Origin of the sequence: Neisseria sicca (genome assembly GCF_014054945.1) — a bacterium.
Classification (GTDB): Bacteria; Pseudomonadota; Gammaproteobacteria; order Burkholderiales; family Neisseriaceae; genus Neisseria; species Neisseria sicca.
Genome location: NZ_CP059566.1, coordinates 1,135,202 through 1,160,348 on the forward strand (window position 1 = coordinate 1,135,202; position 25,147 = coordinate 1,160,348).

Here is a 25,147-nt window from a genome sequence, read left to right on the forward strand (position 1 = left end):
TTCATCAAATGATGATTTTGCCGCGTTACCGTTCAAACTTAGAGGTACACAATCTCGCCGCTGCGCCCTTTGCTTTCCTGACTTGCCCACCACACAAACTGCGGCAATACGTCGGTATAGTTTTTACGTTCGCTTTTCGACTCGCCCGGATGGGACTTGATGCGCTGCGGCGAGTTAATCGGTCCCGGAATCAGAACATTGGCACGCAGGTTATCAAAACGTTCCCACTCGTCGGCAGCGACTTTGCACAAATAATTCAATGCGGCTTTAGACGCGCCGAATCCGCCCCAATAAGCCTTGGGATCTTCGCCATGGCTTTCCCCGACAAAAATCACGGAAGCATCGGAAGAAGCTTTGAGCAAAGGCAGCATCGCGCGTGTCAAACCCATCGGGGCGACGGTGTTGATCCGGTATTGGTTGACCCATTCGGATACGGTCTGGAAATCCAAAGGAGAAAGCGCATAGAAATAGCTGGCGCAATGCACGATACCATCCAAGCGTCCGCCGGTCGCCTCGGAAATGGTTGCAGCGAATTGGTCAAACTCTTTTTCTTCCGCGCTCATTAAGTCGAAGCAGATGGCAAAGGGTTCGGGATAGCCGGCATCGACAATGGCATCATAAACTTTTTCCAACTTCTTTTGATGACGCGCCACCAAAATGACGGTCGCGCCAGCCGCCGCATAAGCCTTGGCAACCTGCTCGCCCAAACCTTGGGATGCGCCGGTTACCATGATGATTTTATCGGATAAAGTTGACATGATTTCTCCATTTTTTAGATTTATAGTGGATTAACTTTAAACCAGTACGGCGTTGCCTCGCCTTAGCTCAAAGAGAACGATTCTCTAAGGTGCTGAAGCACCAAGTGAATCGGTTCCGTACTATCTGTACTGTCTGCGGCTTCGTCGCCTTGTCCTGATTTAAATTTAATCCACTATATCAATAAATTATCGAAAATCTGAAAGAAGGCTGAGACAGGGCTGGTATATTAAAAATCGATTTTAAAACCATTTGGTTTATTGCCTGCTCACCCACTCTTTCTATTGAAATAGAAACGATGAACAGGCAATCGTTCAGCCAATATTCTTAATATCGTGAAACCCATTGTTTCAGACGACCCTGCCAATCCATTGGCTTCTTTAATTCAGAAACTTGATTTACGCTTCGCCACCTTCAGTATCCGATACGGCGTTCTCGGCTTCATTGCCTTCCGGATTTTCTACTTCGGGATTTTCATCTTCCGCTTCTTCGGCAACACGTTCTAGCGATACCAAGGTTTCGCCTTCGTCCAGATTAATCAGGCGCACGCCTGCCGCGGCACGGCCGGTTTCGCGGATTTCTTCGACTTTGGTGCGGATGAGTTTGCCGCCGCTGGTAATCAGCATCAGGTCGTCGGTTTCGCCGACCAAGGTTGCAGCGACCAAATCGCCGTTGCGCTCGCCGGTGTTGATGGCAATATTGCCTTGTCCGCCTTTGTTTTTGCGGCTGTAATCGGCAATCGGGGTACGTTTGCCGTAGCCGTTGGCGGTGGCGGTCAGCACTTGCAAATCGCTTTGCGCGGCTTCAGGAGCAAAGGTAATCAGGCTGACGATTTTACCGTCGGCAGGCAGGCGCATACCGCGTAAGCCGCCGCTGCCGCGACCGGACGGACGCACACCGTGTTTGCCGCTTGGCAGGGCGTTTTCGTTGTCGGCGGTTTCGTCTTCAAGGTCATCTGAAATTTCGGTTTCGATGTCGGCATCTTCCGCTTCGTCGTTACCGGATTTTTCCCAGTATTCGTTGAAACGGATGGCTTTGCCCAAGTTGGAGAACAGCATGATGTCGTCCGAGCCGCTGGTTTGCGCGGCGCCGACGAGGTGGTCGCCCTCTTTGAGCGCGATGGCTTTGATGCCTTGGCTGCGGACGTTTTTGAAGGCGGAAAGCTGGACTTTTTTCACCATGCCTTGCGCGGTGGCGAAGAAGACGTATTGGTCTTCGGGGAATTCGCGCACAGCGAGGATGGCGCTGACTTTTTCGCCTTCTTCCAACTGGATGACGTTGTTAATCGGACGCCCGCGGCTGTTGCGTCCACCTTCGGGCAGTTTGTAAACCTTAATCCAATGGCACTTGCCGAGGTTGGTGAAACACATCAAATAGTCATGCGTATTCGCAACAAACAGGGTTTCGATGAAGTCTTCGTCTTTGGTTGCCGCCGCCTGTTTGCCGCGTCCGCCGCGACGCTGCGCCTGATAGTCGGTGGTCGGCTGGGTTTTGATATAGCCGCCGTGGGTCAGGGTAACAACCATTTCTCGTTGCGGAATCAGGTCTTCATCGGCAATGTCGCCGCCGAACGGGTTGATTTCGCTGCGGCGTTCGTCGCCGAAATTGGTTTTGGTTTCTTCCAATTCTTCGCGGATAATTTGGGTGATGCGTTCCGGTTTCGCCAAAATGTCCAAATAGTCGATGATTTTTGCCATGATGTTTTTGTAGTCGCCAACGATTTCTTCTTGGTCAAGGCCGGTCAGGTTGCGCAGGCTCATGCGCAGGATGGCGTCAGCCTGGATTTCGCTCAGATAATAGCCTTGTTCCTGCAAGCCGAGATTGGCGGGCAGACCTTCGGGACGCGCCATGCGCAGGTCGAGGTCGGTACGGCTCAGCATGTCTTCCACCAAACCGCTGCGCCATGCACGGGACAGCAGTTTTTCTTTGGCTTCAGGCGCGTCGGCAGATTCTTTGATGAGGCGAATCATCTCGTCGATATTGGACAGGGCGACGGCTTTACCTTCAGCGATATGGCCTTCATGACGCGCTTTTTTCAGGCGGAACAGGGTGCGGCGGGTTACGACTTCACGACGGTGGCGCAGGAATTCCGCCAAAATCTGTTTCAGGTTCAACAGGCGCGGCTGACCGTCAACCAAAGCAACCATGTTGATACCGAAGCTGTCTTGAAGCTGGGTGAGTTTGTAGAGTTGGTTTAAAACGACTTCGGCGTTTTCGTTGCGTTTTAATTCGATAACGACGCGCATACCGGATTTGTCGGATTCGTCGCGCAGGTCGGATACGCCTTCCAACGTTTTTTCGCGCACCAACTCGCCGATTTTTTCCACCAGCTTGGCTTTGTTCACCTGATACGGAATTTCGTCGATGATGATGGCTTCGCGTTCGCCGTTTTTGCCTATGGGTTCGATATGGGTTTTACCGCGCATGACGACGCGGCCGCGGCCGGTTTTATAGCCTTCGCGCACGCCGCTCAAGCCGTAGATGGTTGCACCGGTCGGGAAATCGGGCGCTTGCAGGATGTTGATCAATTCGTCGATTTCGGTTTCGGGTTCGTCCAAAAGACGCAGACAGGCGTTGATGGTGTCAGTGAGGTTGTGCGGTGGGATGTTGGTCGCCATACCGACGGCGATACCGGACGAGCCGTTGACCAACAGTGCTGGGAAGCGGGTCGGCAACACCAGCGGCTCATGCTCGCTGCCGTCGTAGTTCGGGCCGAAATTGACGGTTTCTTCTTCGATGTCCGCCAGCATTTCGTGAGCGATTTTCGCCATGCGGATTTCGGTATAACGCATGGCCGCGGCGCCGTCGCCGTCAACCGAGCCGAAGTTGCCCTGACCGTCGATTAAGACGTAGCGCATCGAAAAATCCTGCGCCATGCGCACGATGGTGTCGTAAACCGCGGAATCGCCGTGCGGATGGTATTTACCGATGACGTCACCGACGATACGCGCCGATTTTTTGTAGGCGGCATTCCAGTTGTTTTTCAGCTCGTGCATGGCGTAAAGCACGCGGCGGTGCACCGGCTTCAAACCGTCGCGCACATCGGGCAGCGCGCGGCCGACAATCACGCTCATGGCGTAATCGAGATAGCTTTTGCGCATTTCGTCTTCAAGGCTGACGGGCAGGGTTTCGAGTGCGAATTTATGGTCGTTGCGGATAGTTGCGTCGGTCATGGTTTTCTTTATTTCGTATGGCAAAAATAGATGGGAATTTTAGCATAAAACCGCGCTTTTCGGGCTTTTTGCATCCCTTTTGAATCATATGGCGAATAAACTGATTTTTCGCCACAGCTACCGCACTGTCCGTACCATCTGCGGCTTGTTGCTTTAATGGTTGCCTGCTATTCCTACCTGCCCACATAAAAAGGTCGTCTGAAAACTTAAACTATGGTTTTCAGACGACCTTTTACTATTTCAAATAATCAGACCAAACGCGCTTTACGGCGCGGTTTGCTCCAATTCAAGCGCGGCGGCAAGCAGTGACAGGCGCGCCATTACACCGTAAACGTAGAGGCGGTTGTGTTCGTTGTCCACGTCGCAGTCTTTTTCGGAACGCGGCATACCGAGCGAGTCCCATTCTTCAAATACGCGTTTGCAGGCTTCGGGGGCTTCTTGGGAATTGTCGCCGCTGCCGGTGGGGATGCTGTTGGACAGCGGGACGAACACCATGCCGCCGGCGTTGAGGTTTTCGTCCGCACCACGCCCTTCGTGTACGCGGAAGAAGCCGCCGATAACGAAACGATCCATCATATAAACGACGGGTTCGCACACGGCGCCGTTCATGGTTTCATAGGTATAAATGCCTTCTTGGACAATCACTTCGCTGACTTCCAAGCCTTCTTTGACTTTCGCCATTTTGTTGCGGTTTTTGCGGTTCAACCCGCGCACTTCGTCGGCGGATTTGACGCTCATTACGCCCATGCCGTAAGTACCTGCGTCGGCTTTGACAATCACGAAAGGCTGGTCGGTAATGCCCAATTCGTCGTATTTGGTTTGAATTTTCGCCAGCACGCGCTCTACCGCTTCCGCCAACGCGTCTTCGCCTTCGCGCTCTTGGAAGTCCAAACCGCCGATTTTTTCGAAATACGGGTTAATCTGCCATTCGTCGATGTCAATCAGCTTGGCAAATTCGGCGGCGACTTGGTTGTATGCGCTGAAATGTTCTGTTTTACGGCGCGTCGTCCAACCGCCGTGCAGCGGAGGCAATACGGTTTGGCTAATGCCTTTGAGAATGTCGGGAACGCCCGCGGACAAGTCGTTGTTCAACAAGACGACGCAAGGCGAGAAGCCGTCGGCAAGATGGACGCGCTCGCGGGTACGCAATAAAGGTTCCAGCAGGATTTTATCGCCCAGCGCAGTTTCAAACTCGGTCGGCTCGGTAACTTCCGGATTCAGGCTGCCCAAACGGACTTCATACCCTGCCGAGCGCAAAATCTCGCTGAGTGCGTAAACGTTTTGCAGGTAGAATGTGTTGCGGGTATGGTTTTCGGGAATAATCAATACGGATTTTGCCGTTTCGCAAGCGCGCTGTACCGCGTCTTGCGCCGCCACTGCCGCCAGCGGGATGAAATTCGGATTCAGGTTGTTGAAACCGCCGGGAAACAGGTTCATATCAATAGATGAAATTTTGTAACCGGCATTGCGGATGTCGACCGAACCGTAAAACGGCGGGCGATGCGCGTTCCATTGCGAACGGAACCATGCTTCGATTTTGGCGTGGTTGCACAGGATTTTCGCTTCAAACGCCTGAAGTTGCGACAGATGTTCGGCAGCCATAACCGGTAATTTCATTCTCTATACCTCTGTTGTCGGATGTGGGATACGGATGGAAATGATAGTGCTTTTTTAGGCGGTACGACAAGCATTGTTTCAAATAAAATACCTCTTTTTGTCAACAATTCTACAATTTGTCTAATTTTTAAAAGTTATTTTTAGATTTTTATGTGAAAAAGTAGAAATTAGACAAATTTCTATTGCGCTACCCCTGCAAAAAGCCTAAAATCCGCCCATCAAAACAAACCATCTACTCCTATTATTAATAAGCAAAGATAACCCATCATGAGCGCACAAACCCTCTACGACAAACTCTGGAACAGCCACGTCGTCCGCGAAGAAGAAGACGGCACTGTCCTGCTCTATATCGACCGCCATTTAGTACACGAAGTCACCAGCCCGCAAGCTTTTGAGGGCCTGAAAATGGCGGGACGCAAGCTTTGGCGTATCGACAGCGTCGTCTCCACCGCCGACCACAACACCCCGACCGGCGATTGGGACAAAGGCATCCAAGACCCGATTTCCAAGTTGCAAGTCGATACTTTGGACAAAAATATCAAAGAGTTCGGCGCACTCGCCTACTTCCCGTTCATGGATAAAGGTCAGGGCATCGTTCATGTTATGGGACCGGAACAAGGCGCGACCCTGCCCGGCATGACCGTCGTCTGCGGCGACTCGCACACCTCTACCCACGGCGCATTCGGCGCACTGGCACACGGTATCGGCACTTCCGAAGTCGAACACACCATGGCGACCCAGTGTATTACCGCGAAAAAATCCAAATCCATGCTGATTACCGTTGAAGGTCGTCTGAAACCGGGCGTTACCGCTAAAGACGTCGCCCTCTACATCATCGGACAAATCGGCACGGCAGGCGGTACGGGCTACGCCATCGAGTTCGGCGGCGAAGCTATCCGCAGCCTTTCGATGGAAGGCCGCATGACCCTGTGCAACATGGCGATTGAAGCAGGTGCGCGCTCCGGCATGGTTGCCGTCGATCAAACCACCATCGACTATGTCAAAGACAAACCCTTCGCACCCAAAGGCGAAGCGTGGGACAAAGCCGTCGAATACTGGCGCACGCTGGTTTCCGACGAAGGCGCGGTATTCGACAAAGAATACCGTTTCAAAGCCGAAGATATCGAACCGCAAGTAACATGGGGCACATCACCTGAAATGGTTTTGGACATCAGCGGCAAAGTACCGAATCCTGCCGAAGAAACTGATCCCGTCAAACGCAGCGGCATGGAACGCGCCCTCGAATACATGGGCTTGGAAGCCGGCACACCGCTGAACGAAATCCCCGTCGACATCGTATTCATCGGTTCCTGCACCAACAGCCGCATCGAAGATTTGCGCGAAGCCGCCGCCGTCGCCAAAGGCCGTAAAAAAGCCGACAACGTACAGCGCGTGTTAATCGTTCCCGGCTCCGGCTTGGTTAAACGGCAGGCGGAACAGGAAGGTTTGGACAAAATCTTCATCGACGCTGGTTTCGAATGGCGTGAACCGGGCTGCTCGATGTGCCTCGCCATGAACGCCGACCGCCTCACTCCGGGTCAACGCTGCGCCTCCACCTCCAACCGCAACTTCGAAGGCCGCCAAGGCAACGGTGGACGCACGCACCTTGTCAGCCCTGCTATGGCTGCTGCCGCTGCGGTAAACGGTAAATTTACCGATATCCGCACCATGGCATAATCTTTCAGACGACCTCATCAATAGAGGTCGTCTGAAAACGATACGTTGCTCAAGCAAATCTCCCCATCGTTGCGCAAAACGTCTGAAACCTTTTCAATCATTTATCACTTGAAAGGAATACATTATGAAAAAACTTTTTGCATTGGCTGCCGCAGCTTTCATCTTGTCTGCCTGTTCCAGCACTTGGTCCGGAGCGAAAGATGACACCAGCCGCAACTGGGATAAAACCAAAGAAACTGCCGAGCACGTAGCCGACAAGACCGAGGAAGCCGTTAAAAAAGGCGGCAACGCCGTAGGCCGCGGAATGAGCAATGTAGGCAGCAAAATCGAAGCCGCTACCGAATAAACCGGCAGCCGAGGTCGTCTGAAAATCCAAACCCTTTTTTCAGACGACCTCTAACCCTACATTGGCAATACAACCGAAATTTTCAGCATTCCATGCAAAGAAAGAACCATGAGTAACCCGTCAAGCTGGTTTGGCATACATGCCCAAGATTTGGATCGAGCCAAAGCGTTTTACGAATCCGTCTTCGGCAAACCTTTGCAAGATATCGGCGGTAACGGCTTCCGTTTCATCATTTTCCCAGCCGATTACACGCAACACGGCACTGCCGGCATGATTTGGCACGACAGCAACGCCCAATCCGGCCACGGTGGTACGACCATTTTCTTCAATTGTCCGGATTGTACCGAGACCGCAGAAAAAGCCGTTTCGGCAGGCGGAAAATTGTTGCAGGGGAAATTTCCCATCGCCAACGGCTTTGCCGCCTTTATCGAAGATACAGAGGGCAACCGAATCGGTTTGCACAGCACACGTTAATCCAACCCGCCAAACAACCATCATTTTTTTTCACATTATTCCTATAAGAACCTGACATGAAAGCCTTTACCAAAATCACCGCCATCGTCGCCCCGCTCGACCGCAGCAACGTCGATACCGACGCCATCATCCCCAAACAATTTTTAAAATCCATCAAACGGAGCGGCTTCGGTCCCAATGCCTTTGACGAATGGCGTTACCTCGACCACGGCGAACCGGGCATGGACAACAGCAAACGCCCGCTGAACCCCGATTTCTCGCTGAACCAGCCGCGTTACCAAGGCGCGCAAATCCTGTTGACGCGCAAAAACTTCGGCTGCGGCTCCTCGCGCGAACACGCCCCTTGGGCATTGGACGACTACGGCTTCCGTGCCGTCATCGCCCCCAGCTTCGCCGACATCTTCTTCAACAACTGCTACAAAAACGGTCTTCTTCCCATCGTGTTGACCGAAGAACAAGTCGACCAGCTTTTCAAAGAAGTCGAAGCCAACGAAGGCTATCAGCTCTCCATCGACCTTGCCGAGCAAACCCTGACCACACCAAGCGGCGAGACGTTCAAATTCGACATTACCGAACACCGCAAACACTGTCTCTTAAACGGTTTGGATGAAATCGGCTTAACCCTGCAACACGCCGACGAAATCCGCGATTTCGAAGAAAAACGCCGCCGAAGCCAGCCTTGGCTGTTTAACGGTTGATAAACGATGAGGTCGTCTGAAAACAAGTGTAGCGAATTTTCAGACGACCTCTTTTATTAACACACAATCAGGTCGTTACTCTTTACCATCATATTTGAAAAACATACCCAACAATTTCACACACACAACACCATGAAAAAAATTATCCTGCTCCCTATACTTTTTATCAGCCTCGCCGCACATGCGGAATTCTCAGAAATTCAAGATCCTGACGGATACAGTAACTTACGCGAAAAACCGAACACCCAAAGCCGAATCCTGACCAAAATTCCAAACGGTACCCATGTTTATACCCCCGAGATGGAGGGAAAGCTTCATTTAGAACACGGTTGGCAGATGACCTACGATTTGCGCGGCAAAAAAAGCCTGGATGGCTGGGTGCATACTTCGCGACTGATTCCGTTGTCGCGTTATGAAAGCATCCCCGTTACGGCTACTGCCGACGGCTTTACCTGCCAAAAAAACGGCATGGGCGTGCGCATTAAATCGGAACGTTTCAACTATAAGAAAGAAAAACATCTGTTTACACACGATCAATACGGACTTTCCCATTATCGCGGAAAAGAAATGTTCGGCACTGACGGTACAATTCCATTCAGCCACTATCGTGAAATTGCCTTTTTCCGCAACGGTAAAACACAAATCGCTCCCCGAGCCCAATATGACCACCTGTTCAACCCATATTTTGAAAAGGCAAGCGATAATACGCAACTGAGCCACTGTTACTACCGCGCTAAAAACGACACCCTTTTCTTAACGACCGTCATCGGAGATGGTGCCGCCTATACCGAAGTCTTATTTGTCTTCCGGCAAGGCATCTTGAAGAACGTATTGGCTTCGCTACACCCTGAGGTTTAATTTTCAGACGGCCTTTTCATCTCTTTCTGCAAAACATGATTACCGACACCATCGCCAACGCCGCACGCTACGCCGCGTTGCACCCCGACTTCGCCGACGCCGTCCACCTGCTGCAAACGCTGGATTTCGCCGCCCTGCCCGACGGACAAGTGCCATGCGCAAACCCCAATATCCGCCTCTTTGTCGGCAGCGAACCGATGAGGGGCAAAGCCGAAGCCAAGCCCGAAGCGCATTTGAAACACATCGACATCCAAGCCCCCATCAGCGGAGAGGAAACCTACGGCTGGATAGACAGAGGTCGTCTGAAAAACGGTTTGGGCTACGACGAAAAGCGCGACATCGAATTTTTCGACTGCGAACCGGAAACCTGGCTCACGCTCCAACCGGGCGAGTTTGCCCTCTTCTTTCCCAACGACGCGCATGCTCCGCTGGTGGGTGAAGAAAAGTTCATACGCAAAGCCGTCTTTAAAATCCGTATCGAAGCAGAACGCTACTGATTTCCTTCGCCTTCGCAAATACTGTAAAACTCGGCTACATCGCCCATCGCGTTCCCGAAGAATCCGCCCGCATGATTTCCAAGCGGCTTTCTCGATGCCGCAATGGTACAATCAGCCTCGTTCAAGCAAACCGACCTGCAAACAGACACAAAAGGTCGTCTGAAAACACCATCCTTACAAATGGAAAACGCTTTGCCGTTTTCAGACGACCTCCCCTTTTCCAAACCCTCATAAGGATTTTGCCATGACCAAACATATCGCCATCCTCCGAGGCGACGGCATCGGCCCCGAAATCGTCGCCGAAACCGTCCGCGTACTCGACAAACTCATCGCCCAAGGCTTGGACGCCAGCTACGAATACGCCCCACTAGGCGGCGAAGCCTACGACGAATACGGCCATCCCTATCCCGAATTCACGCAAAACCTCTGCCGCAAAGCCGATGCCGTCCTGCTCGGCGCGGTCGGCAGCCCGCAATACGACAATCTCGACCGCCCGCTGCGTCCCGAACGCGGCCTATTGGCAATCCGCAAAGACCTGAACCTGTTTGCCAACCTGCGCCCCGCCATCCTCTATCCCGAGCTTGCCAACGCCTCCACGCTCAAACCCGAAATCGTCGCAGGCCTCGACATCCTCATCGTGCGCGAACTCACCGGCGACATCTACTTCGGCGAACCGCGCGGCATCCGCGTTTTGGAAAACGGCGAACGCGAAGGCTACAACACCATGAAATACAGCGAAAGCGAAATCCGCCGCATCGCCCACGTCGCCTTCCAATCCGCCCAAAAACGCAGCAAAAAAGTCTGCTCCGTCGGCAAAGCCAACGTCTTGGAAACCACCGAACTCTGGCGCGAAATCTTTGAAGAAATCGGCAAACAATACCCCGACGTCGAACTCTCCCATATGTATGTGGACAACGCCGCCATGCAGCTCGTGCGCGCGCCCAAACAATTCGACGTCATCGCCACCGGCAACATCTTCGGCGACATCCTCTCCGACGAAGCCTCCATGCTGACCGGCTCCATCGGCATGCTGCCCTCCGCCTCGCTGGACGAAAACGGCAAAGGCCTGTACGAACCGTCACACGGCTCCGCACCCGACATCGCCGGACAAAATAAAGCCAACCCGCTGGCCACCATCCTCTCGCTTGCCATGCTGCTGCGTTACAGCCTGAACGACGAAGCCCGCGCGCAACAAGTCGAAAGCGCCGTCCAAAAAGTGCTGCAACAAGGCTTGCGCACCGGCGACATTTACGAAGAAGGCACGAAACTCGTTTCCTGCTCCGAAATGGGCGACGCAGTACTCGCCGCCTTGTAAAAGGTCGTCTGAAAACCAAAAGCGCGGATAACACCGCGCTTTTTTGATTAATATTGTCCTTCTCAGGTTTCAGACGACCCCATCATCAAATCCAAGTAAATCCACCGTTCACCCTTAAGAAATGATATGCATTCTTTCCTATGTTAAGATAAACGTCTTTACAACCTCACACAAAGGACAAGAATCATGAAAAAAATCATCTTCGCCGCACTCGCAGCAGCAGCCATCGGTACTGCCTCCGCCGCCACCTACAAAGTGGACGAACACCACGCCAACGCCCGTTTCGCCATCGACCACTTCAACACCAGCACCAACGTCGGCGGTTTCTACGGTCTGACCGGCTCCGTCGATTTCGACCAAGCCAAGCGCCAAGGCAAAATCGACATCACCATTCCTGTTGCCAACCTGCAAAGCGGTTCGCAACACTTCACCGACCACCTGAAATCCGCCGACATATTCGATGCCGCCAAATACCCGAACATCCGCTTCGTTTCCACCAAATTCAACTTCAACGGCAAAAAACTGCTTTCCGTTGACGGCAACCTGACCATGCACGGCAAAACCGCCCCCGTCAAACTCAAAGCCGAAAAATTCAACTGCTACCAAAGCCCGATGGCGAAAACCGAAGTTTGCGGCGGCGACTTCAGCACCACCATCGACCGCACCAAATGGGGCGTGGACTATCTGGTTGATGCAGGCATGACCAAAAACGTCCGCATCGACATCCAAATCGAAGCAGCCAAACAATAAGCCGCTGCGCAACACAAAAGGTCGTCTGAAAACGAAGTTTGCTGTATCCGTTTTCAGACGACCTTAAAATATTTCACAACGCCTTTTAGAGATTTCACATAAAATCCGCGATAATAACGTTTAATTTTCACACTACGAGAAACACTCAAATGAACAAAACCCTCAAACTCACTTTCGCCACCCTTGCGCTTGCCGCAGCCTTCAACGCCCAAGCCGAGACCCACGCCGTTATCGAAACCAATATGGGCAACATCAGCCTGTCGCTCGACGAAACCAAAGCGCCCAAAACCGTCGCCAACTTCGTCAGCTACGCCCGCAAAGGCTTTTACGACAACACCGTTTTCCACCGCGTGATCGACGGCTTTATGATTCAAGGCGGCGGCTTTACCCCGGACCTTGCCCAAAAAGCCACAGACAAAGCCATTAACAATGAAGCAGACAACGGCTTGAAAAACACCGTCGGCACCATCGCCATGGCGCGCACCGGCGATCCTAATTCCGCCACCAGCCAGTTCTTCATCAATACTGCCGACAACGCATTCCTCGACTTCAAAAACAAAACCCCGCAAGGCTACGGCTATGCCGTCTTCGGCAAAGTAACTTCGGGCATGGATGTCGTGCAGCAAATCAGCAAAACCCCGACTGCGACACGCGGCTTCCATCAAAACGTCCCCGTCAAACCGGTCATCATCAAGCGCGTCACCATCGGCAAATAAATTATAGTGGATTAAAATTGCAATGATACGGCGTTGCCAACGCCCTTATGTACTATCCGTACACGGCGGGCGTTGCCGCCTTGTCTCATTTTTATTTTAATCCACTATACAAACCGACTTCTTTGACAGAATACGGTTTCAATTCAAGCCCGATATAAAAGGTCGTCTGAAAATCAAATTTCAGACGACCTTTTTTACGCTTGAAGCTTAATGCTCCAGCCCCTCGGTATCGATTTTGACGACTTTGTCGGTTTTATCCTCCGGCAAAAGCAGGTTCAGGATAACTGCCGTAATGCCGCCGGCGGAAATGGAGTTTTGGAACAAGACTGGCAGGTTTTTAAACACTTCCGGTTCAAACGCCACGCCCAAGCCCAAACCGACCGATGTTGCCGCAATCACCGCCTCACGCCTGCGGATGCCGTGGCTGACCAAAATCCGCACGCCCGCAATCGCAATCAGTCCGAACATCAAAACCATCGCGCCACCCAACACCGGACTCGGAATCGTCGTAAACGCGCGCCCGACAACGGGGAACAAACCCAGCAGCACCAAAATCACCGCAATATATTTGCCCACATGGCGCGAAGCCACGCCGGTCATCTGAATCACGCCGTTGTTTTGCGCGAAGGTGGTCAGCGGCAGCGAACCCAAAGCCGTCGCAATCACCGATACCAAACCGTCCGCCAACACGCCGCCGCGCAGGCGTTTGGTGTATTCCTCGCCTTCAATCGGCTGGTCGGACACCATTGCCGTCGCAGTCAAATCGCCGACCGCCTCAAATACGCTCAACAGGAAAATCGCGCCTGCCACAATAAACGCGTGCCAGTCGAAAGCGAAACCATATTTAAACGGTACGGGCAGCGTAACCAGCGGCAGGTTTTGCAGCGCGGAAAAATCCACCTTGCCCAAAAACAGCGCGACAATGTAGCCGGCAATCAGCCCGACTGCGATGCCGCTCATACGCAGCAGAGGATTTTTCATGCAGTTGAATATCAACACAATCAGCAACACCAGCGACGCCAGCCCCAAGTTTTCCATCGAGCCGAACGTGCCGTTCGCCTTCGCGCCGAAGCCGCCGCCGAAATCAGTAATGCCGACGTGTACCAAACTCAAACCAATCAGCATCACGACCACGCCGCTGACCGTCGGCGTAATCACTTTTTTCAAATACGGCAAAAGCCATGCCGAGAAGCACACCAAAAACGCGCCGACAAACGATACGCCCAACAGCGTCGAAATCATCGCATCCTTAGTCAAGCCGCCCTCTTTCATCCCCGCGCCGAGCGCAATCATGACGGTAACGAACGAGAAATTCACCGACTGGATAGACAGCATCCCCGAACCGACCGGTCCGAAGCGGTTGACCTGCAAATAAGTGCCGACACCCGACGCTACCATCGCCATCGACACAAGATACGCTGTCATCTCCACCGGCAACTCCAGCGCGCCGCCCACAATCAGCGCGGGCGTAATCATCGGCACAAAAATCGCCAGAAGATGCGTTATCGCGCTTAATAAGGCATTTCCGAATGGCGGTTTATCCTCCAAACCGTACACCAAATCAGGCGTATCCGCCTGTTTTTTCATTGTTTCAGCCATTGCAGTCTTTCTATCCGTTGTCAAACGTTAAAAATTTTTAAGGAACGAAATTGTAGCGAATCAAAGATCCCTTATCAATTCTAATCCTCCAGCGTAAAAACTTCTCCGGCTGCCCAAATTCGAATTTCTTTGAATTCCCGCACCAGACAGTCCTTCATTTTTAGACGGTATTTATGCGCTTAACACATTTTAATTCTTGACAGCACTTCCACCGCTCAAAACCAATAATTTTATGATTATAAAAAATATTATTTATTAAGATATGATAGCCCTTAAGCCTTTAAACCAACCGTCCGGCCGATATGTTTCACACAAACAACAAAGTAAGCTACAATCCGAAGCATAATCGACCTCACACAATGAATAAAAAGGTTTCCGTATGTTACAAGGTAGCTTGGTTGCCCTGATTACACCCATGAATCAAGACGGCAGCATCCATTACGAACAACTCCGCGATTTGATCGACTGGCATATCGAAAGCGGTACCGACGGCATCGTCGCCGTCGGCACGACAGGCGAATCCGCCACCCTCTCCGTCGAAGAACATTTAAGCGTAATCGAAGAAACGGTCAAACACGTCAACAAGCGTGTTCCCGTTATCGCCGGCACCGGCGCCAACAACACCCTTGAAGCCATCGCGCTCTCCCGCGCCGCCGAAAAAGCCGGTGCAGACTACACCCTCTCCGTCGTTCCCTATTACAACAAGCCCTCCCAAGAAGGCATTTACCAACATTTCAAAACCATCGCCGAATCCACCTCGATTCCGATGATTATCTACAACGTACCCGGCCGCACCGTCGTCAGCATGACCAACGACACCATCCTGCGCCTTGCCAAAATCCCGAACATCGTCGGCGTCAAAGAAGCCAGCGGCAACATCGGCAGCAATCTCGAATTAATCAAACACGCGCCCGAAGGCTTCACCGTCCTTTCCGGCGACGACCCCACCGGCCTGCCCTTCATGCTCTGCGGCGGGAAAGGCGTTGTGACCGTTGCTGCCAATGTCGCTCCCAAACTCTTCGCCGATATGTGCCGCGCCGCCCTTGCAGGCGATATTGCGACCGCTCGTCAATTAAATGACCGCCTGATTCCGATTTATAACACTATGTTCTGCGAGCCAAGCCCTGCCGCGCCCAAATGGGGCATCTCCGCATTGGGCAAATGCGACCCTTATGTCCGCCTGCCGCTCGTCCCCCTGACCGAAGCCGGACAGGCAAAAGTCCGCGCCGCATTGCAAGAATCCGGACAACTCACCGCATAAACCGCAAAGGTCGTCTGAAAACCGTTTTCAGACGACCTGCCGTTAACCCATCACATCCCACAGGAAACCAATATGACCTATATGAAACCTGTCGTCGTAGCAATCGCCCTGATCAGCATGACTGCCTGTTCGGGTAACAAAAAAGACCTGCCTAAGCTGGACTACCAAACCCAGACACGCAAAATCGTCAAATTAGAAGTACCGCCTGATTTGAACAATCCCGATCAAGGCAACCTCTATCAAATACCCGCAGGCAGCGGCGCCGTCCGCGCCAGCGACCTGAGCCGCCGCACATCGGCAACCCAACAGGCCGCGAATTCCGAAGTCCTCAAATCCGTCAAAGGCGTCCGTTTGGAGCGCGACGGCAACCAACGTTGGATTGAAGTCCAAGGCAAATCCCCTGCTGAAATTTGGCCTCTGTTGAAAGCATTCTGGCAAGAAAACGGCTTTGACATCAAATCCGAAGAACCCGGCATCGGCCAAATGGAAACCGAATGGGCGGAAAACCGCGCCAAAATCCCGCAAGACGGCCTGCGCCGCCTCTTAGACAAAGTCGGCATGGGCGGCATCTATTCCACCAGCGAGCGCGATAAATTCATCATCCGCATCGAACAAGGCAAAAACGGCACGACCGACGTCTTCTTCGCCCACAAAGGCATGAAAGAAGTTTACGCTGACAAGAAAAAAGACACGACCATGTGGCAACCTGCTGCCAACGACCCCAACCTTGAAGCTGCCTTCCTCGCACGCTTCATGCAATACTTGGGCGTCGATCAGCAACAAGCTGAGAACGCGTTGACCCAAAGCGTTGCCAAACGCAGCGGCAGCGAATTAGCTCGAATCGACGGCAACACCCTGCTCGTCTCCGGCGACTACGGCCGCAACTGGCGACGCACCGCGCTTGCCCTCGACCGCATCGGCTTGAATGTCTTGGGTCAAAACATCGAACGCCACGCCTTCTTGGTTCAACAGGCACCTAACGAAAGCGACGCCGTTTCCACGAAAAAACCGGGCTTCTTCGGCCGTATGCTGGGCAAAGGCAAAAAAGTTGAGAAACCGGCCGCCTACCCCGAAATCATCGTATTCGTCGAGCCTGTCAACGGCGGTTCGCGCATCAGCCTCTTAAACAAAGACGGTAGCGCATACAAAGGCAGCGATGCCTCTACGCTCCTCAGCCGCCTGCATACGGAACTGCGTTAAGCAATCCGATGTCACAACAGGTCGTCTGAATTTGAATCTAAACTGCGCCTCAAATCTCGGACGCCCGTAAAAGCCTATTTGGGCGCTCCCTATTAAGCCGGGTTCTGCATAAACAGGACTCGGCTTTTTCCATCTCAAATTGCAACGCTCCCGTTTGCAACAATCCATACAACCATCTACCTGCTTCATCCGCCTTTAAGCAGTATCATGCTGATCGGGATATCACGCTACTCGTTGCTTCAACGGCAACCTGCCCTTCCCTATCTGGCGGGGTATTTAGCATGTTCTGATTATGAGAAGAGGTCGTCTGAAACCAAATTTTCAGTTTCAGACGACCTTTTACCGTATCAGCAACCTTGTCCCTTCCCCCGTCCTGCGGGGGAAGGTTAGGATGGGGGTGGCTTCGCGGCTTTAGGCAAAATCAAATTGGTGCAGCCCGTAAAACCACCCTCTCCCCAACCCTCTCCCGCCGGACGGGAGAGGGAGCAGGTTGCGCGTCGTGGCATAGATTTCTGTCTGGCTACCGTCATTCCCGCCCCCGCCTACGCATAGTGGATTAAATTTAAATCAGGACAAGGCGACGAAACCACAGACAGTACAGATAGTACGGAACCGATTCACTTGGTGCTTCAGCACCTTAGAGAATCGTTCTCTTTGAGCTAAGGCGAGGCAACGCCGTACTGGTTTAAAGTTAATCCACTATAAAAATGCACCCTGACGGCTGGAGGGTGCAACCGTCAGGGTGTTATTCAAACTGTTTTCATCTGCTTAAAACGTAGGGGTCGTCTGAAAATCGGATTGACTGTTCGGCACATTGTATTAAGGGTTCGGCAAACTCTTCTCCAACCTTCCAAAGTCTCTCCGCCGATTTAATGAATGACGGTTTTCAGACGACCTTTGAGGTCGTCTGAAAACCGTACGCCTTACAGCAACACTTTCTCCACGCCGCCGTTGTTGGCTTTTTTCACAAACTCGTCCAGCCAGTTTTCGCCGAGGATGTGTTTCGCCATTTCGATGACGATGTAGTCGGCGGGCATGTCGTTGTCGTCGGCGTAGCGGCTCAGGCCTTGCAGGCAGGCAGGGCAGGTGGTGAGCATTTTGACGGGTTCGCCCTGCGGCAGCTCTTTGAGGTTTTTCTCGATTTCTTCCTGTTTGCGGAATTTGACTTGGGTGGCGATGTCGGGGCGTTTGACGGCGAACATGCCGGATTCGCCGCAGCAGCGGTCGCTTAAGACGACTTTTTGCCCCATGAGGCTGCTGGCCATTTGGGTGGCGTTCATGGTTTTGATGGGCGTGTGGCAGGGGTCGTGGTAGAGGTATTGCTGACCTTTTACGCCGTTCAGTTGCACGCCTTTTTCGAGCAGGTATTCGTGGATGTCGATGATGCGGCAGCCGGGGAAGATTTCTTCAAAGCGGTATTTTTCGAGCTGGTCGTAGCAGGTACCGCAACTGACGACGACGGTTTTGATGTCGAGGTAGTTGAGGGTGTTCGCCATGCGGTGGAAGGCGACGCGGTTGTTGGTGCTCATCTGCTCGGCTTTTGCCTTGTTACCACCCGCATCCTGCGGATAGCCGCAACACATATAGCCAGGCGGCAGGACGGTTTGTACGCCGACGTGCCAGAGCATGGCTTGGACGGCGAGTCCGATTTGGCTGAACAGGCGTTCGGAACCGCAGCCGGGGAAGTAGAACACGGCTTCGGCATCTTCGGGCGCGGCGGGGTTGCGGATGATGGGGATGCTTTTGTCGTCTTCGATGCCGAGCATGGAGCGCGGTGTTTTAGCGGGCACGCTTTTGGGCAAAGGACGGTTGATGAAGTGGATGATTTGTTCTTTGACCGGGGCGGTGCCGACGGTGGCTTTGGGTTCGGCTTTTTGTTTTTTGGTACCGACGGGCAGGAGTTTGCCGATTTTGTAGGCGAAATTCTGCGCGGGGAAGCCGGTTTGTATCATGGCGGCGCGCAGGGCTTTGATGGTTTTCGGGCCGGTGGCGTTCAGGAACGCCATGCCCATCGATGCGGCGGGTGCGAAGCGTTTATGACCGGAATCGGCAAGGTAGTTGCGGATGGCTACGGTTACGTCGCCGAAGTCGATGTTGACAGGGCAGGGTTTGACGCAGCGGTGGCACACGGTGCAGTGGTCGCCGATGTCCATGAGTTCTTCAAAGTGTTTGATGGAAACGCCGCGGCGGGTTTGTTCTTCGTACAGGAAAGCTTCGGTCAGCAAACCCACGCCGAGGATTTTGTTGCGCGGGCTGTACAGCAGGTTGGCACGCGGAACGTGGGTGGAGCAGACAGGTTTGCATTTGCCGCAGCGCAGGCAGTCTTTGACGGAATCGGCGATGGTGCCGAGGTCTGATTTTTCCATAATCAGCGATTCCGCGCCCAAAAGCTCGAAAGACGGCGTGTAGGCGTTGCGTAAGTCCGAGCCTTTCATCAGTTTGTGACGGTTGAAGGTGTGTTTGGGATCGACTTGGTTTTTGTAGTCCCAAAACGGCTGCAAGTCTTCATCGGTCAGAAATTCGAGCTTGGTGATGCCGATGCCGTGTTCGCCTGAAATCACGCCGCCGAGCGAGCGGGCGAGTTTCATGATGCGCTCGACCGAACGATAGGCCGTCTGAAGCATTTGGGCATCGTCTGAATTGACGGGGATGTTGGTGTGGACGTTGCCGTCGCCGGCGTGCATATGCAGGGCGACGAAGACTCTGCCGCGCACGGTTTTGGCGTGGATTTTGCCCAAGCCTTCAATGATTTTGGTGTCGGTTTTGCCGCTGAAGATTTCGGCGAGCGGCTTCATTACATCTTCTTTGACGGACACGCGCAGGCGGAAATCGCGGAATGCGGTAAAACAGCTCTCGTCGTTTTTGGCTTCGGGCGCGGCATGGACGGCTGCGCCGTAGCGGGCTTTGTAGTCGGCAAGCGGCGTGTCCAGATGGGCGAGCAACCAGTCCCAACGTTCTTTGACAGCGGAAACGTGGGCAAGGGCGTGTTTGCCGCGTTCGCCCAAAAGTTCGGCGGTCGGCAGGTCCGTGCCCATTTTGTCGATGGGGAGTTTGCCGGAAAGATATTGCTCCAATGCGGCGCAGAGGGTGAGTTTGTTTTGGATGGAAAGCTCGATGTTGATGCGTTCGATACCGTCCGAATACTCGCCCAGCCGCTCCAGCGGAATCACCACGTCTTCGTTGATTTTAAAGGCGTTGGTGTGCTTGGCGATGGCGGCGGTGCGGCTGCGGTCGAGCCAGAAGGTTTTGCGCGCTTCGGGCGACACGGCGATAAAGCCTTCGCCGTCGCGGGCGCGGGCAAGTTCGCAGATGTGTTCGGCGGCTGCCTCTACGGCGGCTTCGTCGTCTGAAACCACGTCCGCCAGCAAGACCATTTTCGGTCGTCCCTTGCCCGCCGCTTTGGTGGCGTAACCGACGGCGCGGACATAACGCCAGTCCAAATGCTCCAAACCCGCCAGCCGCACGCTGTCGTGGGCGAGCAGGAAATCGCGGATTTCGACGATAGAAGGCGTGGCGGTGGCGACCGTGCCGAAAAACTCCATACACACGGTGCGCGTGTATTTCGGCATTTTGTGTAACACGAAGGCGACGCTGGTGATGATGCCGTCCGTACCTTCTTTTTGCACGCCGGGCAGGCCGCTCAAGAATTTGTCGGTAACGTCTTTGCCCAAACCGACTTTGCGGAATTTGTGGCCGGGGATTTCCAAGCGTTCGGTTTTAACGACATTGATGCCGTCTGAATCCAGTGTGTGAACGTCGAACACGGCGGTTTCTTCATCGTGGATTTTGCCGAAATTGTGGCGCACGCGCTCGATGCGCAGCCATTCGCCCTGCGGGTTGACCATCTGCCAGTAGGCGAGGTTGTCCAACGCCGTCCCCCACAGCACGGCTTTTTTACCGCCTGCGTTCATCGCCACATTGCCGCCCACGCAGGACGCGTCGGCGGAAGTCGGATCGACGGCGAACACCAAACCCGCCTGATGTGCGGTTTCTTCCACCCGCCGCGTTACCACGCCCGCGCCGCAATGGATAATCGGATGTTTGCCGTCCAAACCCGCCAGTTCGACAAATTCCACGCCGCGATGCTTGTCCAACTTTTCCGTATTGATAACCGCGCTCATCGCATCCAAAGGCACGGCGCCGCCGGTATAACCCGTGCCGCCGCCGCGCGGGATAATGACCAAATCCAGCTCGATTAAGGCGCGCACCAAAGGCGCGACTTCCGCCTCCGTGTCGGGATTGACGACGACAAACGGATACTCCACGCGCCAGTCGGTCGCATCGGTAACGTGCGTTACCCGCGCCAGCCCGTCAAACATAATATTGTGCGGCTTGGTGATTTTGCTCAAACGCTCCAAAATCTGCCGCCGCTTTTGGCGCGTTTCGTCAAAGCTGCCGTCAAAACGCTCAACCGCCTTTTCCGCCGCCACCACCAATACATCGACTTGCGGATTGTCGTCGCGGCGTTTGCGGATTTCGTTCAACCGGTGGCGCATTTCCCGCACCAGCGCGGCACGGCGTTTCGGGTGCTCCAGCAAATCATCAACCAGATACGGATTGCGCACGACCACCCAAATATCGCCCAACACTTCAAACAGCATCCGCGCCGAACGCCCCGTCCTGCGCTGTCCGCGCAAGTCCTGCAGAATCTGCCACGCCTCGTCGCCCAACAGGCGGATGACGATTTCGCGGTCGGTGTAGGAAGTATAGTTGTAGGGAATTTCCCGAATACGCTGCGGGGCGGTAGTCGTGGTCATGGTGGCGGTGTGTCCGTATGATTATTGGTACGGCGAAAATGCGCAAAGCTGCGGCATGATTTCGCCGTATTTTTATGAAAAGGTCGTCTGAAAGTGCAGCTTCAACGAAGTTAAAATGATTTTCAAAACAATCAGACAACTCGTTGGAAAAGCGATAATGTAGTTTAAATTCCGATGTTTTTCAACGGAAAAGGCGAAAAATGTTTCAATAGGAATAATTTTCAAAAAGGCGAATATTGTTGACAATTTAAAGGTAAAAAGACTTTTCAGACGACCTTCGACGCCGCCGCGCTTGAGTTTTCCCGTAAAACAGTTATAATGCCACTCTCTTACGGCGGGTCTCCCCGCATGGTAATTCGGAACACCGGGTCAGGGGCGGAAGCCAGCAGCCCACTCCGATGCGTCAGTGCCGGGGGTCTGGCTCGCCACCCTATTAAAAAACACCGAAGATGGATTGGTCTTCGGTGTTTTTGCTTTTGCAGAATCCGGGATTGGAAAAAGGTCGTCTGAAAATCTATTGAATGCACCTACTCGAATAACGGCAAGTCATCGCATCCGTTTGTGACGGTAAGGCAACATCAAGCATTTTTCTCGTTGGCACGCCCTAAGTAAATAGCAATCAGGGTCAACACGGCGCCGCTCCATTGGAGGGCGTTGATCGGTTTATCCAACCCAAAATAGTCTATCAGCAAGGCGGCGACGGGTTCGGAGAGCAACAGCAGTCCGGTCAGCGAGAATGATAATAAGGGAATGGCGTAGGCTATCATGCCCCATGCGAAACACTGCATCACCGCGCCGTAAATCAATACCAACCCAATATCGCGCATGGTGGCGGGATAGAGGGCGTGGCTGTCAAACAATATGGACGGGATGATGAGGGATAACGCGCCGCCAAAGCTCAAAATCATCATCATCGGGAACAGGGAGGTTTTCTCGATTTGGTGGGTTTTGTGGATACACACCATAGACAATGCGAGCATCCCGCCCGAAGTGATGCCGCTGATAAAGCCCCAGACGGCGTTGCCGTTGTGTCCGAACTCAGGGCTGCCGATAAGGGCGACGCCGCTGATGGCGAGAATGAGGCTGAACATTTGCGATTTGCTCAAGCGTTCGCCGAAAAAGAAGAAACCGATGGCGGAGAGGAAAAATATCTGCAAGCTGTTGAGCAAGGTGGAAATACCGGGGCCGACGGCGTGTATGCTTTCGTGCCACAGCGACAGGTCGAATGCCAAAAACACGCCGGAGAGCATGGCGGTGTAGATGGCTTTTCTGCTTTTGGGCAGCTTTTGCCCAAAGAGGCGCGACAGCAGCCAAAAAATCACTGCCGCTATCGCCAGCCGCCAAAATGCGATAGCGTAAGAGCCGACGTCGACAAATTTGACAATCAAGCTGCCCAATCCGAAAACGACGCAGCCGACGACCAGCAAAGGGGCGGCATGCGAATGATGCGGCTTATTCATAACGTTCTCTATTCTCTTTGTTTTATAGTGGATTTGAAATCGTCGGTTTTATAGGTATTGCTCTCCAGCCGGTTTGCAGAAAGGTCGTCTGAAAACGTGCAACCTGCTTTTCAGACGACCTTTTTACATCCTTTTCACATCAATCCTGCATCAGCCAATATTGCAGGCCGATTAGGGTTTTGCCGTCTTTGATTTCGTTGTGTGCCAAAGCGGTGCGGGCTTCTTCCTTGCTCATCAGGACGGTTTCGGTGATTTCGTCTTCATCGTTGCTCAGAGTGCTGCCGAGGCGCACGCCTTCTGCTTGGTAGAAGTACATTTTTTCGTCGCAGAAGCCGATGGCGGTGTAGAAGCTGCTGATAAGTTTGACGCGGTCGGCGGTGTACGGAGTTTCTTCCGCCAGCTCGCGCAGGGCGCATTCGGCGGGATCTTCGCCTGCATCGAGTTTGCCGGCGGGCAGCTCGAGCGTGGCAGCGTCTGCGGCGTAACGCCATTGGCGCACGAGTACGGCTTTGCCCTCTTCGGTAACCGCTAAAACGCAGGCCGCACCGGGATGGCGGATGACGATGCGCTGGCTTTCGTTGCCGTTGGGCAGGCGGACTTTGTCGCGGTTGATGGTAACAAATGAGCCTTGATAAATCGGCTCGCTGCTGAGTTTGGTTTCTTTCAAATCCATTTGCGTGTTCTCTTTGTAAAGTTTGATACGGGGTCGTCTGAAAATCGGGAATGGGTTTTAACTTCGTTGAAGCCGAGCTTTCAGACGACCTCTTGAGTCATGAAAAGGCTCGTCTGAAAGGGAGCGAAGCGGGTTTCGCTAAACCGTTTGTACTGCTTTAAACCCTGCTGCGTTCGATTTCAATGCCGACTTCTTTGACATCGGGCAGGATGCCGGGCTTGATGATTTTGACGCGCACACTCAACGCGCCGAAATTGTCGAGAATCAGCTTGGCGATGTGTTCCGCCAATGATTCGAGCAAGAGAAAGCTTTGTTCGGCAAGGCTTGCCCTGACGGCTTCGCAGACTTCGCCGTAGTGGACGGTATTGCCGATATGGTCGTCTTGACCGCTTTGTTCGGGAATGCCGATATCCAAGTCCAAAATCAGGGTTTGGGGGCGTTCGCGTTCCCAGTCATACACGCCGATTAAGGTATCCGCCTTCATGCCGCGTAAAAAGATTTTGTCCATTTGCCTGCCTGTTTTTTTGATAAAATGAGCGTCCCATTTTAAGTAAAGCATCTGAAATGTTCAATGTATCCGCCGTTATCGCGGCTTATTTAATCGGTTCGCTGTCGTTTGCCGTCATTGTTTCCAAATATTACGGCATGGACGATCCGCGCACTTACGGCTCGGGCAACCCCGGCGCGACCAATGTTTTGCGCAGCGGCAAGAAAAAAGCGGCGGCGCTGACTTTGCTGGGCGACGCGCTCAAAGGTTTGGTGGCGGTGGTTTTGGCACGCTGCCTGCAAGATGCTTTGACTCTGTCGGACATCACCATAGCGGTGGTTGCCGTGGCCGCGTTGGTCGGACATATGTGGCCGCTGTTTTTCGGCTTTAAAGGCGGCAAGGGCGTGGCAACGGCTTTGGGCGTATTGCTGGCGCTTTCGCCTGCAACGGCTTTGGTTTGCGCGGCGATTTGGCTGGTGATGGCGTTCGGCTTTAAAGTGTCCTCGCTTGCCGCGCTCGCCGCCACCGTAGCCGCGCCGCTCGTTGCCTTCTGGCTGATGCCCTACTCTTCTTGGGCTTGGGCGACCGTCGTCATTGCCGTGCTGGTGTTGTACCGCCATAAAAGCAATATCCAAAACCTGCTTCAAGGCAAAGAAGGCAAAATCGGAGACAAGGCGGACAAGCCTTAAACCTGATTTTATTTTTCAGACGACCTATCCGATTGCGGAATGAACCAAGGTCGTCTGAAAACCTTTCAATCTACGCTGCGGCATCGCCTTAACCCGCCGGTAGGTATCGAAAACCGATTTAATCCATTATAATCAAGCTCTTTT

21 protein-coding genes and 1 other RNA gene are annotated in these 25,147 nt (G+C 53.2%); 14 read left to right on the top strand and 8 right to left on the bottom strand.

The window, feature by feature from the left end:
- Positions 1–38: 38 nt before the first annotated feature.
- The 3 genes from H3L95_RS05595 to gshA all read right to left on the bottom strand — a co-directional run bounded on the left by H3L95_RS05595 (position 39) and on the right by gshA (position 5,546).
- Positions 39–758 (bottom strand): SDR family oxidoreductase, encoded by a 720-nt coding sequence (locus H3L95_RS05595; RefSeq protein ID WP_003761605.1) that lies wholly within the window; start codon positions 756–758, stop codon positions 39–41.
- A gap of 396 nt (positions 759–1,154) precedes the next feature.
- Entirely contained in the window at positions 1,155–3,929 is a 2,775-nt protein-coding gene (gene gyrA, locus H3L95_RS05600) for a DNA gyrase subunit A (RefSeq protein WP_003761602.1), read from the bottom strand.
- Positions 3,930–4,193: 264 nt separating this feature from the next.
- The gene (gshA, locus tag H3L95_RS05605) at positions 4,194–5,546 is read right to left on the bottom strand and encodes a glutamate--cysteine ligase (protein WP_003761601.1); all 1,353 of its coding nucleotides are present in this window, start codon (positions 5,544–5,546) and stop codon (positions 4,194–4,196) included.
- A 267-nt stretch (positions 5,547–5,813) separates the two neighbouring features.
- On the opposite strand from gshA, the gene leuC reads away from it, so the two are divergent.
- From leuC to H3L95_RS05650, 10 genes are all read left to right on the top strand, one after another.
- Positions 5,814–7,223, top strand: coding sequence for a 3-isopropylmalate dehydratase large subunit (gene leuC / locus H3L95_RS05610; protein ID WP_003761598.1), 1,410 nt, complete (start codon positions 5,814–5,816; stop codon positions 7,221–7,223).
- Positions 7,224–7,347: 124 nt separating this feature from the next.
- Complete coding sequence (locus H3L95_RS05615; RefSeq protein ID WP_003777842.1) at positions 7,348–7,569, top strand: hypothetical protein; 222 nt, start codon at positions 7,348–7,350, stop codon at positions 7,567–7,569.
- Between the two features lie 108 nt (positions 7,570–7,677).
- Entirely contained in the window at positions 7,678–8,043 is a 366-nt protein-coding gene (locus H3L95_RS05620) for a VOC family protein (RefSeq protein ID WP_003761594.1), read from the top strand.
- Between the two features lie 56 nt (positions 8,044–8,099).
- A complete protein-coding gene (gene leuD, locus H3L95_RS05625; protein ID WP_003761592.1) occupies positions 8,100–8,741 on the top strand; it encodes a 3-isopropylmalate dehydratase small subunit in 642 nt (213 codons plus the stop codon).
- Between the two features lie 132 nt (positions 8,742–8,873).
- Entirely contained in the window at positions 8,874–9,599 is a 726-nt protein-coding gene (locus H3L95_RS05630; RefSeq protein WP_003761590.1) for an SH3 domain-containing protein, read from the top strand.
- Positions 9,600–9,634: 35 nt separating this feature from the next.
- On the top strand, positions 9,635–10,096 hold the full coding sequence (locus H3L95_RS05635; protein ID WP_003761588.1) for a NanQ anomerase/TabA/YiaL family protein: 462 nt from the start codon (positions 9,635–9,637) through the stop codon (positions 10,094–10,096).
- A gap of 102 nt (positions 10,097–10,198) precedes the next feature.
- Positions 10,199–10,330 carry a hypothetical protein gene (locus H3L95_RS13825; RefSeq protein WP_003765453.1) on the top strand — a complete coding sequence of 44 codons (132 nt, stop codon included), beginning with the start codon at positions 10,199–10,201 and terminating at the stop codon, positions 10,328–10,330.
- Positions 10,331–10,340: 10 nt separating this feature from the next.
- On the top strand, positions 10,341–11,411 hold the full coding sequence (gene leuB / locus H3L95_RS05640) for a 3-isopropylmalate dehydrogenase (protein WP_003761586.1): 1,071 nt from the start codon (positions 10,341–10,343) through the stop codon (positions 11,409–11,411).
- A gap of 186 nt (positions 11,412–11,597) precedes the next feature.
- Complete coding sequence (locus tag H3L95_RS05645; RefSeq protein ID WP_003761584.1) at positions 11,598–12,161, top strand: YceI family protein; 564 nt, start codon at positions 11,598–11,600, stop codon at positions 12,159–12,161.
- A 149-nt stretch (positions 12,162–12,310) separates the two neighbouring features.
- Entirely contained in the window at positions 12,311–12,877 is a 567-nt protein-coding gene (locus tag H3L95_RS05650) for a peptidylprolyl isomerase (RefSeq protein WP_003761582.1), read from the top strand.
- A gap of 207 nt (positions 12,878–13,084) precedes the next feature.
- Here H3L95_RS05650 and H3L95_RS05655 read toward each other — a convergent pair whose 3' ends face one another.
- Complete coding sequence (locus tag H3L95_RS05655; RefSeq protein WP_003761581.1) at positions 13,085–14,476, bottom strand: nucleobase:cation symporter-2 family protein; 1,392 nt, start codon at positions 14,474–14,476, stop codon at positions 13,085–13,087.
- A 379-nt stretch (positions 14,477–14,855) separates the two neighbouring features.
- Between H3L95_RS05655 and dapA the strand changes: the two genes are divergently transcribed.
- A complete protein-coding gene (gene dapA, locus H3L95_RS05660) occupies positions 14,856–15,737 on the top strand; it encodes a 4-hydroxy-tetrahydrodipicolinate synthase (protein WP_003761579.1) in 882 nt (293 codons plus the stop codon).
- Positions 15,738–15,809: 72 nt separating this feature from the next.
- Entirely contained in the window at positions 15,810–16,937 is a 1,128-nt protein-coding gene (locus H3L95_RS05665; RefSeq protein WP_003761577.1) for an NlpB/DapX family lipoprotein, read from the top strand.
- Between the two features lie 923 nt (positions 16,938–17,860).
- Here H3L95_RS05665 and H3L95_RS05670 read toward each other — a convergent pair.
- Positions 17,861–21,694, bottom strand: a complete 3,834-nt coding sequence (locus H3L95_RS05670; protein WP_003760020.1) for a DUF3683 domain-containing protein — start codon at positions 21,692–21,694, stop codon at positions 17,861–17,863.
- A 333-nt stretch (positions 21,695–22,027) separates the two neighbouring features.
- Here H3L95_RS05670 and ffs point away from each other — a divergent pair.
- Positions 22,028–22,124, top strand: an RNA gene (ffs, locus tag H3L95_RS05675) — signal recognition particle sRNA small type.
- A 148-nt stretch (positions 22,125–22,272) separates the two neighbouring features.
- Here ffs and H3L95_RS05680 read toward each other — a convergent pair.
- From H3L95_RS05680 to folB, 3 genes are all read right to left on the bottom strand, one after another.
- Entirely contained in the window at positions 22,273–23,154 is an 882-nt protein-coding gene (locus H3L95_RS05680) for a DMT family transporter (RefSeq protein WP_003760017.1), read from the bottom strand.
- Between the two features lie 139 nt (positions 23,155–23,293).
- On the bottom strand, positions 23,294–23,827 hold the full coding sequence (locus H3L95_RS05685) for an NUDIX hydrolase (protein ID WP_003760014.1): 534 nt from the start codon (positions 23,825–23,827) through the stop codon (positions 23,294–23,296).
- Positions 23,828–23,984: 157 nt separating this feature from the next.
- Positions 23,985–24,335: a dihydroneopterin aldolase gene (folB, locus tag H3L95_RS05690; protein ID WP_003762738.1), complete on the bottom strand. Its 351-nt coding sequence runs from the start codon at positions 24,333–24,335 to the stop codon at positions 23,985–23,987.
- Between the two features lie 56 nt (positions 24,336–24,391).
- On the opposite strand from folB, the gene plsY reads away from it, so the two are divergent.
- The gene (gene plsY / locus H3L95_RS05695; RefSeq protein WP_003760010.1) at positions 24,392–25,003 is read left to right on the top strand and encodes a glycerol-3-phosphate 1-O-acyltransferase PlsY; all 612 of its coding nucleotides are present in this window, start codon (positions 24,392–24,394) and stop codon (positions 25,001–25,003) included.
- Positions 25,004–25,147 lie beyond the last annotated feature (144 nt).

What these genes read in the sequence shown, in the direction of transcription:
- H3L95_RS05645 (WP_003761584.1), top strand. Translation starts at nt 11,598, where the DNA reads ATGAAAAAAATCATCTTCGCCGCACTCGCAGCAGCAGCCATCGGTACT.
- H3L95_RS05650 (WP_003761582.1), top strand. Translation starts at nt 12,311, where the DNA reads ATGAACAAAACCCTCAAACTCACTTTCGCCACCCTTGCGCTTGCCGCA.
- H3L95_RS05620 (WP_003761594.1), top strand. Translation starts at nt 7,678, where the DNA reads ATGAGTAACCCGTCAAGCTGGTTTGGCATACATGCCCAAGATTTGGAT.
- gshA (WP_003761601.1), bottom strand. Translation starts at nt 5,546, where the DNA reads ATGAAATTACCGGTTATGGCTGCCGAACATCTGTCGCAACTTCAGGCG.
- plsY (WP_003760010.1), top strand. Translation starts at nt 24,392, where the DNA reads ATGTTCAATGTATCCGCCGTTATCGCGGCTTATTTAATCGGTTCGCTG.
- H3L95_RS05615 (WP_003777842.1), top strand. Translation starts at nt 7,348, where the DNA reads ATGAAAAAACTTTTTGCATTGGCTGCCGCAGCTTTCATCTTGTCTGCC.
- dapA (WP_003761579.1), top strand. Translation starts at nt 14,856, where the DNA reads ATGTTACAAGGTAGCTTGGTTGCCCTGATTACACCCATGAATCAAGAC.
- H3L95_RS05655 (WP_003761581.1), bottom strand. Translation starts at nt 14,476, where the DNA reads ATGGCTGAAACAATGAAAAAACAGGCGGATACGCCTGATTTGGTGTAC.
- H3L95_RS05595 (WP_003761605.1), bottom strand. Translation starts at nt 758, where the DNA reads ATGTCAACTTTATCCGATAAAATCATCATGGTAACCGGCGCATCCCAA.
- leuC (WP_003761598.1), top strand. Translation starts at nt 5,814, where the DNA reads ATGAGCGCACAAACCCTCTACGACAAACTCTGGAACAGCCACGTCGTC.
- H3L95_RS05670 (WP_003760020.1), bottom strand. Translation starts at nt 21,694, where the DNA reads ATGACCACGACTACCGCCCCGCAGCGTATTCGGGAAATTCCCTACAAC.
- H3L95_RS05630 (WP_003761590.1), top strand. Translation starts at nt 8,874, where the DNA reads ATGAAAAAAATTATCCTGCTCCCTATACTTTTTATCAGCCTCGCCGCA.
- leuD (WP_003761592.1), top strand. Translation starts at nt 8,100, where the DNA reads ATGAAAGCCTTTACCAAAATCACCGCCATCGTCGCCCCGCTCGACCGC.
- gyrA (WP_003761602.1), bottom strand. Translation starts at nt 3,929, where the DNA reads ATGACCGACGCAACTATCCGCAACGACCATAAATTCGCACTCGAAACC.
- leuB (WP_003761586.1), top strand. Translation starts at nt 10,341, where the DNA reads ATGACCAAACATATCGCCATCCTCCGAGGCGACGGCATCGGCCCCGAA.
- folB (WP_003762738.1), bottom strand. Translation starts at nt 24,335, where the DNA reads ATGGACAAAATCTTTTTACGCGGCATGAAGGCGGATACCTTAATCGGC.
- H3L95_RS05680 (WP_003760017.1), bottom strand. Translation starts at nt 23,154, where the DNA reads ATGAATAAGCCGCATCATTCGCATGCCGCCCCTTTGCTGGTCGTCGGC.
- H3L95_RS05635 (WP_003761588.1), top strand. Translation starts at nt 9,635, where the DNA reads ATGATTACCGACACCATCGCCAACGCCGCACGCTACGCCGCGTTGCAC.
- H3L95_RS13825 (WP_003765453.1), top strand. Translation starts at nt 10,199, where the DNA reads ATGGTACAATCAGCCTCGTTCAAGCAAACCGACCTGCAAACAGACACA.
- H3L95_RS05665 (WP_003761577.1), top strand. Translation starts at nt 15,810, where the DNA reads ATGACCTATATGAAACCTGTCGTCGTAGCAATCGCCCTGATCAGCATG.
- H3L95_RS05685 (WP_003760014.1), bottom strand. Translation starts at nt 23,827, where the DNA reads ATGGATTTGAAAGAAACCAAACTCAGCAGCGAGCCGATTTATCAAGGC.